Below are 16201 nucleotides of genomic sequence, written 5' to 3' on the forward strand. Positions count from 1 at the left end.
TTGATTTGTTATTCGTTCATGAAGCATAAAGATGCTAAGAGACTGCGTAGATCATTTATGGGTAATTCTAAGAGAGAAAACCATATTTGAACAGAGAGGTATTTAAGTTTTTTATTAGAGGGGCTTTGTTATCCTGCTCGTAAGAGGCGTGCAGCATCGTTGTGTCCGAAAAGATAAAGGAGCAACCGTAAAGCTTGTCCTTGCTCAGAAGAAAGATGAGGATCGCGTTGTAAAAATAAACGAGCATCTTTTCTTGCCATTGACAAAAGATCGCTATGAACTGCAAGGTTTGCTATATGAAATTCAGGGACTCCGGATTGTTTTGTACCTAAAAGTTCTCCTTCGCCTCGTAGGCGCCAATCTTCTTCAGCAATTTCAAAACCATCTTCTGTATTGCGGATAATATTAAGGCGTGTTGCTGCTGTTTTAGTCAGTGGATCTTTATAAAGCAAAATGCAGGAAGATTTTTTATCGCCTCGTCCTACACGTCCACGTAATTGGTGCAATTGTGAAAGGCCAAAATGTTCCGCGTGTTCGATGATAATGATCGAAGCATCTGGAATATCTACTCCCACTTCAATGACGGTGGTTGCAACTAAAATACGTGTATTTCCACATTTAAAAGATGCCATAGCGGCTTCTTTTTCTGCTGTAGACATTTTTCCATGGATCATACCAACGTGTGCTCCAAAGCGCTCATGGAGAAATGCAAAGCGGTTTTCAATTGAAGTGAGATCAAGAGCTGTCGATTCTTCTACTAAAGGACAAATCCAATAGAGCTTTTCTCCTTTTTCTAATGCAATTGCGATTCTCTCTATAAGCTCATGAAGACGTTTCAAAGAAAGCGTTGCTGTTGTAATGGGTTGTCGTCCCATTGGTTTTTCGGTAATTTTAGAGACATCCATATCACCAAAAGCTGTTAAGACGAGTGTGCGCGGAATGGGCGTGGCGGTCATAACCAGCATATCAGCTTTATTGCCTTTTTCTGTAAGAGCGATACGTTGATGGACACCAAAACGGTGTTGTTCATCGATAATGGTTAAAGCGAGATTATTATAAGTAACGCTGTTTTGTATGAGAGCATGGGTTCCGATGACAATAGAAACTTGACCTGACAGAATATCATTCACGATATTTGTCCTCAACCTCCCTTTTTCTCGTCCTGTTAAAAGGGTTGTTTGTAATCCGACCTTTTCGGCAAGAGGAGCGATGGTGGCAAAATGTTGCCTGGCAAGCACTTCGGTTGGTGCCATTAAAGCTGATTGTCCTGAATTTTCAGCAATTTGTGCCATTGCCATCAATGCAACAACAGTTTTTCCTGCGCCTACATCACCTTGAAGTAGTCTTAGCATCGGTTCTGGTGAAGCAAGATCATTTGCGATATCTTCTACTGCTTTTTTTTGTCCGGTTGTGAGTTGAAAGGGGAGGATATTGAGCAATTTTTTAGTATAAATTCCTGTTGATGGTCGAGAAGTGCCAACAAGAGATTTAGTTTTCAAACGCACGAGTCCTAGTGCCAATTGACAAGCGAGCAATTCATCATAGGCAAGACGTTTGCGTGCAGTACTTTCTAAGGATAGATCGTCGGGGTTAATGGGCGCATGGATACGGCGTAAAGCAACAGAAAAAGAAGAAAAATTTTGCTGCTTTTTCACATTTTCATCTATCCATTCTGGGAGGAGAGGAACAAAATCAAGAGCGTTTTGTATGGCGCGTCTTAGTGTCTTTGCAGCTAGTCCTGCAGTAGAGGGATAGACAGGTTCGATGAGAGGTATCTGATTTGATTGTTCGCTCGGGGCAATATAGTCTGGATGCGCCATTGAAAGCTGTCCATTAAACCATTCAACTTTTCCTGATATAATGACTTTTTTTCCTTCGGGGAGTTGTTTTTTTAGCCAAAGAGGTTGAGCATGAAAAAAGACTAAATTTATTTTTCCTGTGTGATCATGGGCAATAACTCGATAGGGAATTCGGTTGTGACCACGGGGTGGTGATTGATGTTGATCGATGATAATTTCGAGCGTAACAGTATCTCCTTCTTTTGCACAAGCAATGCTGGGACGCATTCTGCGGTCTATAACGGAATGGGGCATTAATTGAAGAAGGTCAATAAGGGTTGCTTCGCGTTGTGTAGGATTAACATCTAAGAGTTTGGTCAATAAACCATAGACTTTAGGTGTAATACCAGAAAGAGTTCTAATAGAATTAAAAAGAGGGGTAAGAAGACTTGGAGGCATGAGCAAATTTAACCTGCCCTTTTTGTTTTTTCTAGACCTTTAGAAGAGCTTTTTGGGGATAACGTCATAAAGAGGAGGTTGTTTTATTTACACATTGAACTTTAGGAAGAAAAATACAATTAAAGGGTCAAAAATTAAAGTGCTTAGATGAGGTATATTGTTTTTCTTTTTATTTTAGGTGTTTATTTGCTGTGAATAGAAGCATTTTCTTGATAGAACTCTCTTATAAATATTAATAAAATTGGGATATTTCTCCTATGTATGATGATGAATTTATAGCTTTAAAGTTATGATAAACAGAAGTTTTTTCTTTTATAAGGGGTGCTGTTTAGCATTTATTTTGTAGTGGGAAATTGTGAGAGTGGTAAAAAATAAAATGCAAGAGAACAAAAATTCTCTTCCTCGCTTTATTCATTTGAGAGTGCATTCAGCTTATTCCTTGCTCGAGGGGGCTTTAAAAATCCCCCAAATTATTCAACAGGCGATTTCAGATCATGCACCAGCGGTTGCTATTACCGATACCAATAATTTATTTGGTGCTTTGGAATTTTCACAGCATTGTCTTTCTCATGGGGTCCAACCTATTATTGGTTGTCAGCTTACTGTTGACTTTCGTGATGAAAATGATCATTCACGTTTGGCTAAATGGCGTAATTCTTCTGATTTCTGCTCTATTGTTCTTTTGGCTGCTAGCAAAACTGGTTATGCTCATTTGGTTCGTCTTGTTAGCCGTGCTTATCTTGATAAATGTGATACTGATCCTCCTCATATTAAAGCTGATTGGTTGTCAGAACACAGTGAAGGAATAATCGCTTTAACGGGAGGAAAGGGAGGACCTATTAATCTTTCTTTGGCAGAAGAGAAAAAAGAACATGCTGTTGAGCGCTTAATTTATTTGAAAAAATCTTTTGCTGATCGTCTTTATGTGGAGTTACAACGGCATGGCTCTTATGATCAGAGAGTAGAAGCTGATCTTATTGAATTGGCTTATGCGCATGAAATTCCTCTTGTTGCAACAAATGAAGCTTTTTTTCTGAAAAGAGAAGGATATGAAGCCCATGATGCGCTGATGGCTGTTTCAGAAGGACAAATCGTCTCTAATCCAGATCGCAAACGTGTGACGCCAGATCATTATTTGAAGTCACAAGATGAAATGGTTACACTGTTTTCTGATCTTCCAGAAGCTTTGGAAAATAGTGTTGAAATTGCATTGCGTTGTCATATTGCCACGCCTCTTCGAAAACCGATATTGCCTCGTTTTATAGAACAATCTGCTAATTCAGAAACTACTTTAGAAATAGAAGATAGTGAGTTGTTAAATCAGGCTAAAGCTGGTTTGAAGATGCGGCTTGAAACAATAGGGTTGGCTGAAGGGTATACGATTGCAGATTATGAACAGCGGCTTGATTATGAAATTTCAGTTATTACGCGTATGCAATTTTCTGGATATTTTCTTATCGTTTCAGATTTCATAAAATGGGCAAAGGTTCATGATATTCCCGTTGGACCAGGACGGGGTTCTGGTGCTGGTTCACTTGTTGCTTATGCATTGACGATTACTGATGTTGATCCCTTACGGTTTTCTCTTCTCTTTGAACGTTTTCTCAACCCAGATCGTGTTTCAATGCCAGATTTTGATATCGACTTTTGTCAAGAGCGGCGCGAAGAAGTTATTCAATATGTTCAAAAAAAATATGGACGTGATCAAGTTGCTCAAATTATTACCTTTGGTAAGTTACAGGCGCGTGCAGTTTTGCGTGATGTGGGGCGTGTTTTAGAAGTTCCTTATCGTCAGGTGGATTATCTTACAAAATTAATTCCTGCCACGCCAGGAAGTCAGGTAGAATTGGCTGATGCTATTAAGGATGAACCTAAATTTGAAGAGGAAAAGAAAAAAGATCCCGTTGTTGGCCGCGCATTAGATATAGCACTTCAGTTGGAGGGACTTTATCGTCATGCTTCAACTCATGCTGCTGGGATTGTTATCGGAGATCGTCCACTTTGGGAGCTTGTCCCGATGTATCGTGATCCTCGTTCTGATATGCCTGTTACACAATTTAACATGAAATATGTGGAACAGGCGGGGCTGGTAAAATTTGATTTTCTTGGATTAAAAACGCTTACTGTTTTGAAAATGGCAGTCGATTTTGTTGCCAGAAAGGGGATTAAAATAGATTTATCAAATATTCCTCTGAATGATGAAGCAACCTACGCTATGATGGCACGTGGTGAAACGGTTGGTGTGTTTCAGGTGGAAAGTTCTGGTATGCGCAAGGCGTTGATTGGAATGAAGCCAGACCGTATTGAAGATATTATTGCGCTGGTCGCACTTTATCGTCCAGGTCCAATGGAGAATATTCCAACCTATAATGCACGCAAACATGGGGAAGAGGAAATTGCTTCTATTCATCCTAAAATAGATCATCTGATCAAAGAAACACAAGGTGTGATTGTTTATCAAGAACAGGTGATGCAGATTGCTCAGGTTCTTGCTGGTTATTCGCTTGGAGAAGCTGATTTATTACGTCGTGCTATGGGGAAAAAAATTCATGCTGAAATGCAAAAACAGCGTACGCGTTTTGTCAATGGAGCTGTTGCAGGTGGCGTGGATAAAGATCAAGCTGATATTATCTTTGATCTTTTAGCAAAATTTGCCGATTATGGTTTTAATAAATCGCACGCTGCTGCTTATGCAATTGTTTCTTACCAAACGGCTTATATGAAAGCAAACTATCCCGTTGAGTTTTTAGCTGCTTCAATGACATATGATATGACGAATACAGATAAGCTCAATGATTTTCGGCGTGAAGCATTAAGGTTGGGTATTGAAGTTATTGCACCTTCTATACAAACATCTCATCGTGTTTTTGAGGTTGGTGATAACTGTATTTATTATTCTCTTGCTGCCATTAAAGGTGTGGGAGAAACTGTTGTAGATCATATTGTTTCTTGTCGTGGGAATAAGATTTTTAAGGATTTGGAAGATTTTTGTGCGCGTGTTGATCCTCGTATTGTTAATAAGCGTGCGATGGAAAGTTTAGTTTGTGCTGGTGCTTTTGATTGTTTTAACATTGCACGTGAGGTTTTATTAGCCAATCTTGGAACCCTTCATGCGCGTGCACTTCGTATTCTCGATGACAATTCTAGCGGGCAGGTTGATATATTTGGAATGGCAGGCGGATTAAAAGAACCATTGATTTTATCGCAAACACCCCCTTGGTTGCCGGCTGAGAAACTTTATCGAGAATTTCAAGCTATAGGTTTTTACTTTTCTGCGCATCCTTTGGAGGAGTATCAAGCTATTCTGAATAAAAAACGCATTCAGACTTGGGGTAATTTTGCCAATGCCGTTAAAGGGGGAGCAACGGCTGCACGGCTTGCTGGAACTGTTGTGGCAAAAAACGTGCGCAAAACAAAATCTGGTAAAAAAATGGGAATTATTCATTTTTCTGATACAAGTGGACAATATGAAGCAGTTCTCTTTTCTGAGGCACTCTCGGATTATGAAGAGATGCTAGAACCCGGAAAATCTTTTATTATTACGGTGAGCGCAGAAAATCGTTCTGAAGGAGTTAGTTTGCGAATTGAAACAATTCAGTCTTTGGAAAATGAATCATTACAACAGCATAAAATGATGCGTCTCTTTATAAAAACAGTTGATATGCTTCCACAAATTGAACAAAACTTAAATCTTGGGGGGAATGGAGAGGTGGGGCTTATTTTAATTCAAGAGGATGGATTGCGAGAAGTCGAAATTGCGCTTCCTAAGCGATATAAGGTAAATTCACATGTCGCAAATGCTATGAAATTAATTCAGGGTGTTGTTGATGTAGAATTGAGTTAAAGAAAGATTAAAGATGGGAGCTGATTTTGAGTGGTGTTTTTGCTTTTAGGAGAGCTAAAAATTGAGCTTTTAAAATCGGATTGTAGGTTTCGAAAAATATTGCTTTTATTTGAGTAAATTATGATATTTTTTTAGTGTCATAAAATTAAAAAAAATCTCGTTCTTTCGTAATATTCAAAGTGTCGGAAGGATTTTATAAGTTTTTATCATTATTTTTTATAGAATTCATCGCATCATACATGTAAAGCCAATTGAGATCTGACATAATGCTCTCTGGTGTACGAATTTTCATCATGAGATTGCGTGCAATTGCTATGGGACCGGTTGCATGATAGGCTAATCTATTGAAATCTCCGCGTTTTTTTACTGCTGCAATACGGGGTGTGCGTGTTGTTTCGTAAAGCGAAAGTGCTTTCGTTAATGAAAAATCTTTCAATGAAAGTGCTTTTGCTAATGTGGCAGCATCTTCGATTGCCATAGCGGCACCCTGTGCTGCAAAAGGTAAGGTAGCATGTGCGCAATCGCCAACAAATACTTGTCTCTCTAAACCGATAAAACGATTTTGTTTCATTTGAAAGAGTGGCCAATAACTCCATTCATCAATATGATCGAAAATTTGTAAGATTTTTGAATTCCAATCTTTAAAAAGAGATTTGAGTTTTTCTTTATTTCCTTTATGGGCCCATCCTTCTTTTGAATTTTCTCCATGCGTAATGGCGACAAAATTAAAAATTTTTTCTGATGATTGAATGGGGTAGACAACAAGATGATTTTTTGGTCCCATCCAAGCCGTAATTGTCTTCATATTTTGCAATGAAGAACGAAAGTTTTGAGGAAGGTTATCAAATGTTGTTGTTGCACGCCAAGCAATAAAGCCACTAAAATTTGCTTTTTCATGAAAAGGAGATTGTTGCCGTAGTGTTGACCAAACGCCATCACATCCGATCAGGAGGGGCGTTGAATGAAGCTGTTCTGTTGCCGTATCTGTTTTTATTGTCGTGATTTTAATGTTGGTTGCAGATTGGGTAGAAGATACAATCGTTTCGCCTGCTTTGTATTTGATCAAAGGATTTTCAATCACTGCATTATATAAAATTTTTTGTAAAGCCGCGCGGTGAATCGTCATATAAGGGGCTTTCCAATATTTTTCTGTTAGATTAATAAGATGAGCCCGTAGATGTATTTTTAAAGATAATCCATCTTTTAACTCAAGAAAATATGGGATTGTCGCGACTTCAGTGAGTTTGTTAAGAAGTTTCCAGCGAGCAAGAATAGATGTTGCATTTGGTGTCAGTTGAATACCAGCGCCTATCGTTTCAAGTTGCTTACACTTTTCGATAATGGTGCTTGCAATTCCTTTATGAGCGAGTGCTAAAGCAGTGCTTAAACCAGCAATTCCTCCTCCAACGATGATGGGTGACTGTTCCACAAATGATTTCATATTAAACAAGCAGAATGAAAAGAGGGGTTATTAAGAAAGCCAAAAAACGCAATTATAATAGCTTTTCTGGATTATATAAGCATCCTGTTGGGTTTGTTTGATCGTATGATAGCGAGGGAACATAACGATAAAGGGTTGAGCAGTAAGGGCAAATTTTCTCATCTGCTGTTCCCATGTCGATAAAGATATGAGGATGATCGAATGGTTGTGTAGCGCCTACACACATAAATTCTTTCACACCAATTTCGATTGTTTTATATCCAAGGTCATTTTGGAAATGAGGAATATTGTGATCAGCCATGGCATACAAACTCCAGAATAAATTTTCTCATCAGCTATGATTGGGCTCTTCTATTTTATAGGCGTGAGTTTGTAATAAAGCGTATAATAATGCAAGATGCTTTTTAAGACAAATTTCTCTTCTTTTATGCTATATTAGAATAGTTGTCTTACTTTTAGTGCTTTGCGCATAGCAATAATTCCAAGTATTTTTAAATATTAAATGGAAAAATGATGAGGGAAGTTAAGCATTGATATATTATTATGATGATAACATATTATCAAATGTTATGTGAGATATTTCGTCAAGGATTTTAGAAAATATAAAAGAAAATTATTTAGGATATATGGAACAGAGGGTGGTAAATAAAATTTCTATATCGAATATAACAATGAAAAATCCGGTACGGTTTATTAATCGAGAGTTTTCATGGCTACAATTTAATAATCGTGTTTTGATGGAAGCGGCTAATTCGAAACATCCTTTATTAGAACGTCTACAATTTCTTTCTATTTCAGCTGCAAATCTTGATGAGTTTTTTATGGTTCGTGTTGCAGGACTAGCAGCTCAAATTCGTGCTCGCGTTACAGCGTGCAGTGCAGATGGGCACACTCCACAGGAACAACTTGATATTGTATTAGCTGAGATTTTAAAGCTGCAGGCTCAACAACTACGAGAATTGAATGTTTTACGTGATGAATTAAAAAAGAATGATATTGAAATTATTTGTTCTGATGATCTTTCAGAAATTGAAAAATTATGGCTTGAAAAATATTTTCTTGAGACAATTTTTCCTGTTTTAAAACCTTTGCCTGTTGATTCTACTCATCCTTTTCCATTTATTCCTAATTTAGGGCTTTCTATTGCGCTTCAATTGTCTGGAGAAACTGATCAGAACTCACACACAGTGTTGTTGTCTATTTCAATGCTTTTAAGGCGTTTTATTCTTCTTCCTCAAGAAGGCAATCATTTTCGTTTTATTGCATCTGAAGATGTTATTTGCCTTTTTATTAAACATGTATTTCCTAACTATGAGGTTAAAGGAATTGGTACATTTAGAGTAATCCGAGATAGCGATATTGAAGTAGAAGAAGAAGCTGAGGATCTTGTTCACTTTTTTGAAATTGCTCTTAAAAGGCGGCGCCGTGGGCAGGTTATTCGAGTTGAGTTTGACGCAAAAATGCCAGAGAGTTTACGTCAATTTATAGCGAATAGTCTCGCTGTTCCTGATAATTGTATTAATGTTCTTGATGGATTTTTAGCGCTTAATACGGTATCAGAAATTGTTTCTATTCCTCGTGATGATCTCAAATTTATTCCTTATATTTCTCGTGTTCCAGAATGTATTCGTAAACATAAAGGGGATTGTTTTGCGGCTATTCGTGAAAATGATATTGTGATTCATCACCCCTATGAGACATTTGATGTTGTTGTCCAATTTTTACGTCAAGCTGCTTGCGATCCTGATGTTGTGGAAATCAAACAAACACTTTATCGTACATCAAATGATAGTCCAATTGTTGGCGCTTTGATTGAAGCAGCTGAACAGGGAAAGTCTGTGACTGCTTTGGTAGAACTTAAAGCACGTTTTGATGAGGAAGCAAATATTCGTTGGGCCCGAGATCTTGAATGTGCTGGGGTTCAAGTTATTTTTGGTTTTATTGCATTAAAAACGCATGCTAAGATGTCATTGGTTGTGAGACGTGAGGGAAAACGTCTTTGCTCTTATGTTCATCTTGGGACAGGAAATTATCATCCCATTAACGCTAAAACTTATACCGATCTTTCTTTTTTTTCCACAGATGATGATATCGCTCATGATGTTGCGTTATTGTTCAATTATATTGCGCAATATGAGCGTCCAAATGAAACAATGAAGATTGCTTTTTCACCCTTAACATTGCGTGGTCGTATCTTAGAGCATATTGAGGAAGAAATTGTTTACGCACAACAGGGAAGGTTTGCTGCTATTTGGATGAAAGTTAATGCATTGGTAGATCCTGAAATTATTGATGCTTTATATCGTGCTAGTCAAGCAGGGGTGCAAATTGATTTGGTTGTGCGGGGGATATGTTGTTTACGTCCTGGTATTCTAGGAATTTCGGATAATATTCGTGTAAAATCAATTGTCGGGCGTTTTCTTGAACATAGTCGCATTTTTTGTTTTGGGAATGGTCAAGATTTGCCTAATGAAAATGCAATCGTTTACTTAGGCTCTGCTGATATGATGCCTCGTAATCTGGACTATCGTATTGAAATATTGGTTCCAGTTTTTAATAAAATAGTCCGTCAAAAAATTCTTTTACAGATTATGTTAGCTAATATCATTGATAATCAACAAAGCTTTGATATACTTAAGGATGGAACATCAAAACGTATTACACCGCAGATAGGTGAAAGTCTATTTAATGCGCAGGAGTATTTTATGGCCAATACAAGTTTTGCGGGGGAAAATGAGTCTTTTGAGTCTTCTGTTTCGCGCTTGGTTGCGTTGCATCGGCAACAAGCTGAAATACATAAAGACTGAAATCCAATGACATATAGAGATGCTCAAGGTCGGTTAAAAGGGTGTAAGCCTGTTGCTGTTATTGACATTGGCTCAAATTCTGTTCGGTTGGTTATTTATGAGGGGCTTGTTCGATCACCAACAGTTTTGTTTAATGAAAAGATTCTTTGTGGTCTCGGTCATGGTGTGGCAAAAACGGGATTTTTAGAAGAAAAATCGATGAAAATGGCGTTGCAAACACTGAAACGGTTTCGTACGCTTTGTCGACAGATTGGGGCAGATGAGGTCTATACTTTAGCAACAGCAGCAGCACGAGATGCACAGAATGGCGTAGCATTTATTCAGCATGCTGAAGATATTTTGCAAAATAAAATATATCTTCTTTCAGGAAGTGAAGAAGCTATGTATTCAGCATATGGAGTTGTGTCTACTTTTTATCAACCAAAAGGTATTTCTGGGGATCTTGGTGGTGGAAGTCTTGAGCTGATTGATATTGATCATTCTGATGTTGGTGAAGGGATAACTCTTCCATTGGGTGGTTTAAGGCTACAGTATATGTCAAATAATGATAGTGCTGTAGCTACAAAAATTGTACATGAGCAATTTTATAAATCGTCTGTTGTTCGTACTCGTAAAGGTATAGCACGTTATTTTTATGCAGTAGGGGGGACATGGCGTAATTTGGCAAAACTCCATATGGCAATGAAACACTATCGGCTCCCTGTTATGCATGGCTATGAAGTTGATGCCGTTGAAATGGAGAACTTTTTACGTCTTGTAGCACGTGGCAATATTGATAATATGAGAGGGATTGCAGCGGTTTCTCAGAATCGTCGAAAACTTTTATCTTATGGGGCAATAGTTCTTATTGAACTCATTCAGTGTATGGAGTTTGAAAAGATAATCTTTTCTGGTGCTGGCGTTCGTGAAGGTTTTCTTTATTCACGTTTGCCGCAGGCGATTCGGCTTTCAGATCCTCTCATTGCAGCATGCACAGAAATGGCTATTTTACGGGCACGTTCACCAAAACAAGCAGAAGAACTCATTGATTTTACGACGAATGCTTTTGAAGTTTTTGGAATTTCAGAAACCGAAAATGAATGCCGTTATCGTCAAGCCGCTTGTCTTCTTGCAGATATTGGTTGGCGTATACATCCAGATTATCGAGGCAATGAAGCAGCAAATCAAATAGCTTTAGGATCTTATCCAGGAATTTCTCATGAAGGGCGCCTTTATGCAGCGCTTGCTGTTTTTTTTCGCAATACGAGTTTATTGGTTGATAAAGAATCTCTTCCCATTTTTCAATTAGCAACTCAAAATATAATTGAAAAAGCACGTATTCTTGGCGAAACTATGCGTATTGCTCATCTTTTTAGTGCTTCTGTTGCAGGAATTTTACCTCATTTATTGTGGCATAAAAAAGCAGATCATATTATCCTGCAGATCCCAAAGAATTACGCTGGGTTATTAGGAGAACGTCCTCTTGGACGATTACAGAAGTTATCAAAAATAATAAAACAACCTCTCGCTTTTGAAATTTTTTGATTTTTTTCTAATTTATTCGTGTTTTATGTCTTATAATAGGGCCATTGACAAGGGATAAACTAGGCAATCTATATCACGAGCTGGACAATAGGACTTGTTCCATAACGCCCAAGCCAGACTCCATGCAAGGCATTTGTAATGCCCTGAGCGTTCATAAAAGAAAACATAATTTTTTATTCTGTTATTTGCGTCACAGGATGGATTTTTCACTTCATAAGCTTCATGTGAAAATGAAAAGCCTTGTCCATTTTTACGTGAAAAGATTTTCTTTTATGCTGCGTTGTTATAACGTTTCTGTTTAGCTTGCTCGATTATCTTGATAAGATTCGATTGTAACCAACGCGATAAAAAACCAAACTTTAAAGGTTTTGGAAGAGATCCATTGGTTACATGACGGCGGAATGTTGAAATACTCATATGAAACAGTTTTGCACTTTCACGGTCTGGCAAAAGAATATCATTTCAGTCATTATAAAATCCTTTCACTATAAAAAATAGAAATAAATCATAACTATTTATTAACCATGATTTTTTGAATCCTTTGAAAGGTGTTTAATCTATAAAAAAAACAGCGCTTTATCATATAGTTTCTTATGTAAAACTTTATGAGTCTTATTGAGATGGAATAAGAGAAACTTACGATATTCGGGGGGCTAATTTAATATAAATAACGCTAGATTATCTTTATAAATAAATATATTGCCTTTGTTAGGTATTTTAGTTGTTATGCTGGATCGTTTTTGATTGTTAGATTGCAATCTCGGTAGTTTTTTTTAATACGATATGGTGACGTGAGGCATTATATCTTTGTTTGTTCCGATTGCTAGGCTACTATTTTTGTAATGAATACGCTTTTATTATCAGAGCTTTTTCTTTTTAAAACTTTTAAATGAGGAGCTGTCTGTTTTTTTAGATTTTCTTAATAAGATTGCTATTTGATTGATCTAATAAAGATTTATCTGTCATTTTTAATAAGAGTTTACTATTTAAGTTTTTAACTTTGTCAGAAGTAGGTTTTATTTATCCTATTTGCGTTGGCCTATAGGGCATACCAATTGATGTAGATTATATGTATCATAATGGATTTTTAAAATAAAAATGTAAATTAAAGCTGTTTTGTGCTTATTTTTCCATCGTTAAAGTAAAATCCTATCTGGCCCTTTAGCAGTTGTTCGGCTTTTTGACCAAATATTTCATAGCGCCAGCCATTCATAGCAGGAATATTTTTCTTTATTCCTCCATTGGCAATTTTTTCTAAATCATTAGATGTTGCAATAATTTTAGGGGCAATGCTGTTTTCATTTGCAACAATTTTTAATAACACTTTAAGTAGATCGATAACAGCGGCCGTCGTATCATTGAGTGGATTATGTTTAGGAATGGGGGGTAAAGTAGAAAGATCCACCTCTAACCCTTCGTGGACAGCTTTGATTAATGATTGAGAAATTGAGAGTTTATCCCAGTTCTTATTAAGACTGCGCAACCGCTTTAATGCAGATTCATCTTTTGGTTGTTGGGTTGCTATTTCTATAAGACATTCATCTTTTATGATATGACGACGTGGCATATTGTATTTTCGTGCTTCACGTTCCCGCCAAGCTGCTATCTTTTGTAATACAGCAAGTTCACGTGGCTTTTTAATTTTTCCTTTCACTTTTTTCCATGCTTCATCTTCTGGCATATCATAGGTTTTAGGATTTAAAAGGATTGTTATTTCATCGTCCATCCAGTGAGCACGTTGATTTTTTTCTAACCTTTTTTTCAATAACAGGTAAACATCTCTTAAGTAAGTTACATCGGCAAGTGCATAGAGCAGTTGTTTTTCAGACAAAGGGCGGTAACTCCAGTCTGTAAAGCGGGAGGATTTATCAAGATGATGCCCCGTGCAGCGTTGTACAATTTGATCATAGGAGATAGAATCACCAAATCCACAAATTGATCCTGCTATTTGCGTATCAAAGAGAGGGGAAGGAATAACACCTCCAAGATGATAAATTGTTTCAATATCTTGGCGCGCAGCATGAAAAACTTTTACAACTTTTTTATCGATCATAAGGTCAAAAAAAGGTTGTAAATCAATATTTGGTGCTATGGGATCAATCAAAACTGTGACATCTGGTGATGCGAGCTGGATTAAACACAGTTGAGGCCAAAAAGTTGTTTCGCGGATAAACTCAGTATCGACTGTTACAAAATCAGAGGTACGTAGAGCGTTAAGTGCAATTTCAAGATCTGTTGTTTGTGTAATAAGATTCATCATTTTATTATAATTCGATAAATTAAATTTGTGCTTTATTGACTTTATTTTTGAGTTTTTATTCTCATATCTTGACAAATGGTTATTAAAAAGCGTTTGTAGCGCATGTGAATATTATAATCAAAGGTAAAAAACATGCACCGTTATCGCAGTCATCATTGTGCGGCTCTTCGTAGATGTGATGTAGGAACACAAGTTCGTCTTTCGGGGTGGGTTCATCGTGTTCGTGATCATGGAGGGATTCTTTTTGTGGATTTACGTGATCATTTTGGAATCACACAAATTGTTGCTGATCCTGCTTCACCAGCTTTTAAAGTTATTGAAAAAGTGCGTTCTGAATGGGTTATTCGTGTGGATGGGGAGGTGTGTGCTCGTTCTGATGAGGTTATTAATGCAACGCTTCCAACAGGTGAGATTGAAATTTTTGCACAAGAGGTAGAAATTCTTTCAAAATCTGATGAGCTTCCTTTACCGGTTTTTGGTGAGCCTGATTATCCAGAAGATATTCGATTAAAATATCGTTTTCTTGATTTGCGTCGGGAGACTATGCACAAAAATATCATGCGTCGGACTGAAATTATTGCGGCTATGAGACGGGCTATGCAAAATAATGGTTTTACGGAATTTACGACGCCACTTTTGACAGCTTCATCGCCGGAAGGAGCGCGTGATTTTTTGGTTCCAAGTCGTGTTCATCAGGGAAAATTTTATGCGTTACCGCAAGCGCCACAGCAATATAAACAATTGTTGATGATGTCAGGTTTTGATCGTTATTTTCAGATTGCTCCATGTTTTAGAGATGAAGATCCAAGGGCCGACCGTCTTCCTGGTGAATTTTATCAATTAGATGTTGAAATGAGTTTTGTTGAGCAAGAAGATGTTTTAGCAACTATGGAACCTATTATGCGTTCTATTTTTGAAGAATTTGCAGATGGAAAGACTGTGACACAAAGCTTTCCTCGCATTTCCTATGATGAAGCAATGCAAAAATATGGTTCTGATCAGCCTGATCTCCGGAATCCGATCATTATGGAAGATGTTTCTCAGCATTTTTATAACTCTGGTTTCAAAGTCTTTGCTCAAATTTTAGCGAATGATGAGAATGCTCAAGTGTGGGCTATTCCAGCTAAAACGGGTGGAAGTCGTGCTTTTTGTGATCGTATGAATGTATGGGCACAAGGTGAGGGGCAACCAGGGCTCGGTTATATTTTTTGGCGTGAAGAAGAAGGAAAATTTGAAGGAGCAGGGCCTATCGCCAAAAATATTGGTGAACAGAGGACTGAAGCAATCCGTATACAGCTTGGGCTTGAAAGTGGGGATGCCTGTTTTTTTGTAGCTGGCGATCCAAAAAAGTTTTCATCTTTTGCCGGAGCAGCACGCACAAGGGTAGGGGAAGAATTAGATCTTCTTGATAGAGATAGTTTCTCTTTGGCGTGGATTGTTGATTTTCCATTTTTTGAATGGAATGAAGATGAAAAAAAGATTGATTTTGCACATAATCCTTTTTCCATGCCTCAAGGGGGAGAAAATGCCCTTGCCTGTCAAGATCCTCTTACTATTAAAGCTTTTCAATATGATCTTGTTTGCAATGGTTATGAAATTGCATCAGGTGGAATTCGTAATCACTTACCAGAAATGATGCTTAAAGTTTTTGAACTTGTAGGACTTTCTAAGGAAGTTGTGAAAGATCGTTTCGGTGGTCTTTATCGTGCATTCCATTATGGGGCTCCACCACATGGTGGTATGGCTGCGGGAATTGACCGCATCATTATGCTGTTGCAAGGTGTTAAAAATTTGCGTGAAGTTGCTTTATTTCCTATGAATCAACAGGCGCTTGATCTTTTGATGAGTGCTCCGTCTGATGTTTCTCCTACACAATTACGTGATTTAGGAATCCGCATGGCTCCTACTCACAAAAATAGCTCATAAAGTTGATAATGGATTGTTTTCATCTTTTCTACGTAGAGTGAAGTTTTGATGCCTTTCAAGAGCCATCGGTGTGTGTGGCTGTTTGTGAAATTTAGATAGGTAAAAACGCTATTGTGTTGATTCTTTACGAGGCATTTTTATTCCTTGTTTCTATAGTGGCTC

General features: G+C 37.6%; 9 protein-coding genes. 4 read left to right on the top strand and 5 right to left on the bottom strand.

What is annotated here, in order from left to right:
- Positions 1 to 128: 128 nt before the first annotated feature.
- A complete protein-coding gene (gene recG, locus ACFIK3_RS05405; RefSeq protein ID WP_375676357.1) occupies positions 129 to 2237 on the bottom strand; it encodes an ATP-dependent DNA helicase RecG in 2109 nt (702 codons plus the stop codon).
- A gap of 376 nt (positions 2238 to 2613) precedes the next feature.
- Here recG and dnaE point away from each other — a divergent pair, with 376 nt between their 5' ends.
- Positions 2614 to 6081 (top strand): DNA polymerase III subunit alpha, encoded by a 3468-nt coding sequence (gene dnaE / locus ACFIK3_RS05410; RefSeq protein ID WP_375667829.1) that lies wholly within the window; start codon positions 2614 to 2616, stop codon positions 6079 to 6081.
- Positions 6082 to 6274: 193 nt separating this feature from the next.
- On the opposite strand, the gene ACFIK3_RS05415 is transcribed toward dnaE, so the two are convergent.
- Both ACFIK3_RS05415 and ACFIK3_RS05420 read right to left on the bottom strand, forming a co-directional pair.
- Complete coding sequence (locus ACFIK3_RS05415) at positions 6275 to 7522, bottom strand: FAD-binding protein (protein ID WP_273791192.1); 1248 nt, start codon at positions 7520 to 7522, stop codon at positions 6275 to 6277.
- 52 nt (positions 7523 to 7574) lie between these two features.
- Positions 7575 to 7823, bottom strand: a complete 249-nt coding sequence (locus ACFIK3_RS05420) for a zinc-finger domain-containing protein (RefSeq protein WP_273791191.1) — start codon at positions 7821 to 7823, stop codon at positions 7575 to 7577.
- Between the two features lie 325 nt (positions 7824 to 8148).
- Here ACFIK3_RS05420 and ACFIK3_RS05425 point away from each other — a divergent pair, with 325 nt between their 5' ends.
- Together ACFIK3_RS05425 and ppx are read left to right on the top strand one after the other, a co-directional pair.
- A complete protein-coding gene (locus ACFIK3_RS05425) occupies positions 8149 to 10329 on the top strand; it encodes an RNA degradosome polyphosphate kinase (RefSeq protein ID WP_375631254.1) in 2181 nt (726 codons plus the stop codon).
- Positions 10330 to 10335: 6 nt separating this feature from the next.
- A complete protein-coding gene (gene ppx, locus ACFIK3_RS05430; RefSeq protein ID WP_273791189.1) occupies positions 10336 to 11853 on the top strand; it encodes an exopolyphosphatase in 1518 nt (505 codons plus the stop codon).
- Between the two features lie 270 nt (positions 11854 to 12123).
- Here ppx and ACFIK3_RS05435 read toward each other — a convergent pair whose 3' ends face one another.
- The gene (locus tag ACFIK3_RS05435; protein ID WP_375676369.1) at positions 12124 to 12309 is read right to left on the bottom strand and encodes a helix-turn-helix transcriptional regulator; all 186 of its coding nucleotides are present in this window, start codon (positions 12307 to 12309) and stop codon (positions 12124 to 12126) included.
- A gap of 649 nt (positions 12310 to 12958) precedes the next feature.
- Positions 12959 to 14113: a ribonuclease D gene (rnd, locus tag ACFIK3_RS05440; RefSeq protein WP_375676358.1), complete on the bottom strand. Its 1155-nt coding sequence runs from the start codon at positions 14111 to 14113 to the stop codon at positions 12959 to 12961.
- 132 nt (positions 14114 to 14245) lie between these two features.
- Here rnd and aspS point away from each other — a divergent pair, with 132 nt between their 5' ends.
- Positions 14246 to 16039 carry an aspartate--tRNA ligase gene (aspS, locus tag ACFIK3_RS05445; protein WP_375637467.1) on the top strand — a complete coding sequence of 598 codons (1794 nt, stop codon included), beginning with the start codon at positions 14246 to 14248 and terminating at the stop codon, positions 16037 to 16039.
- Positions 16040 to 16201: the final 162 nt, after the last annotated feature.

Origin of the sequence: Bartonella sp. CB10SXKL (genome assembly GCF_042195515.1) — a bacterium.
GTDB lineage: Bacteria > Pseudomonadota > Alphaproteobacteria > Rhizobiales > Rhizobiaceae > Bartonella.

Coding starts and splice junctions, on each gene's coding strand:
- aspS (WP_375637467.1), top strand. CDS start 14,246: ATGCACCGTTATCGCAGTCATCATTGTGCGGCTCTTCGTAGATGTGAT.
- dnaE (WP_375667829.1), top strand. CDS start 2,614: ATGCAAGAGAACAAAAATTCTCTTCCTCGCTTTATTCATTTGAGAGTG.
- ACFIK3_RS05415 (WP_273791192.1), bottom strand. CDS start 7,522: ATGAAATCATTTGTGGAACAGTCACCCATCATCGTTGGAGGAGGAATT.
- ppx (WP_273791189.1), top strand. CDS start 10,336: ATGACATATAGAGATGCTCAAGGTCGGTTAAAAGGGTGTAAGCCTGTT.
- ACFIK3_RS05425 (WP_375631254.1), top strand. CDS start 8,149: ATGGAACAGAGGGTGGTAAATAAAATTTCTATATCGAATATAACAATG.
- ACFIK3_RS05420 (WP_273791191.1), bottom strand. CDS start 7,823: ATGGCTGATCACAATATTCCTCATTTCCAAAATGACCTTGGATATAAA.
- rnd (WP_375676358.1), bottom strand. CDS start 14,113: ATGATGAATCTTATTACACAAACAACAGATCTTGAAATTGCACTTAAC.
- recG (WP_375676357.1), bottom strand. CDS start 2,237: ATGCCTCCAAGTCTTCTTACCCCTCTTTTTAATTCTATTAGAACTCTT.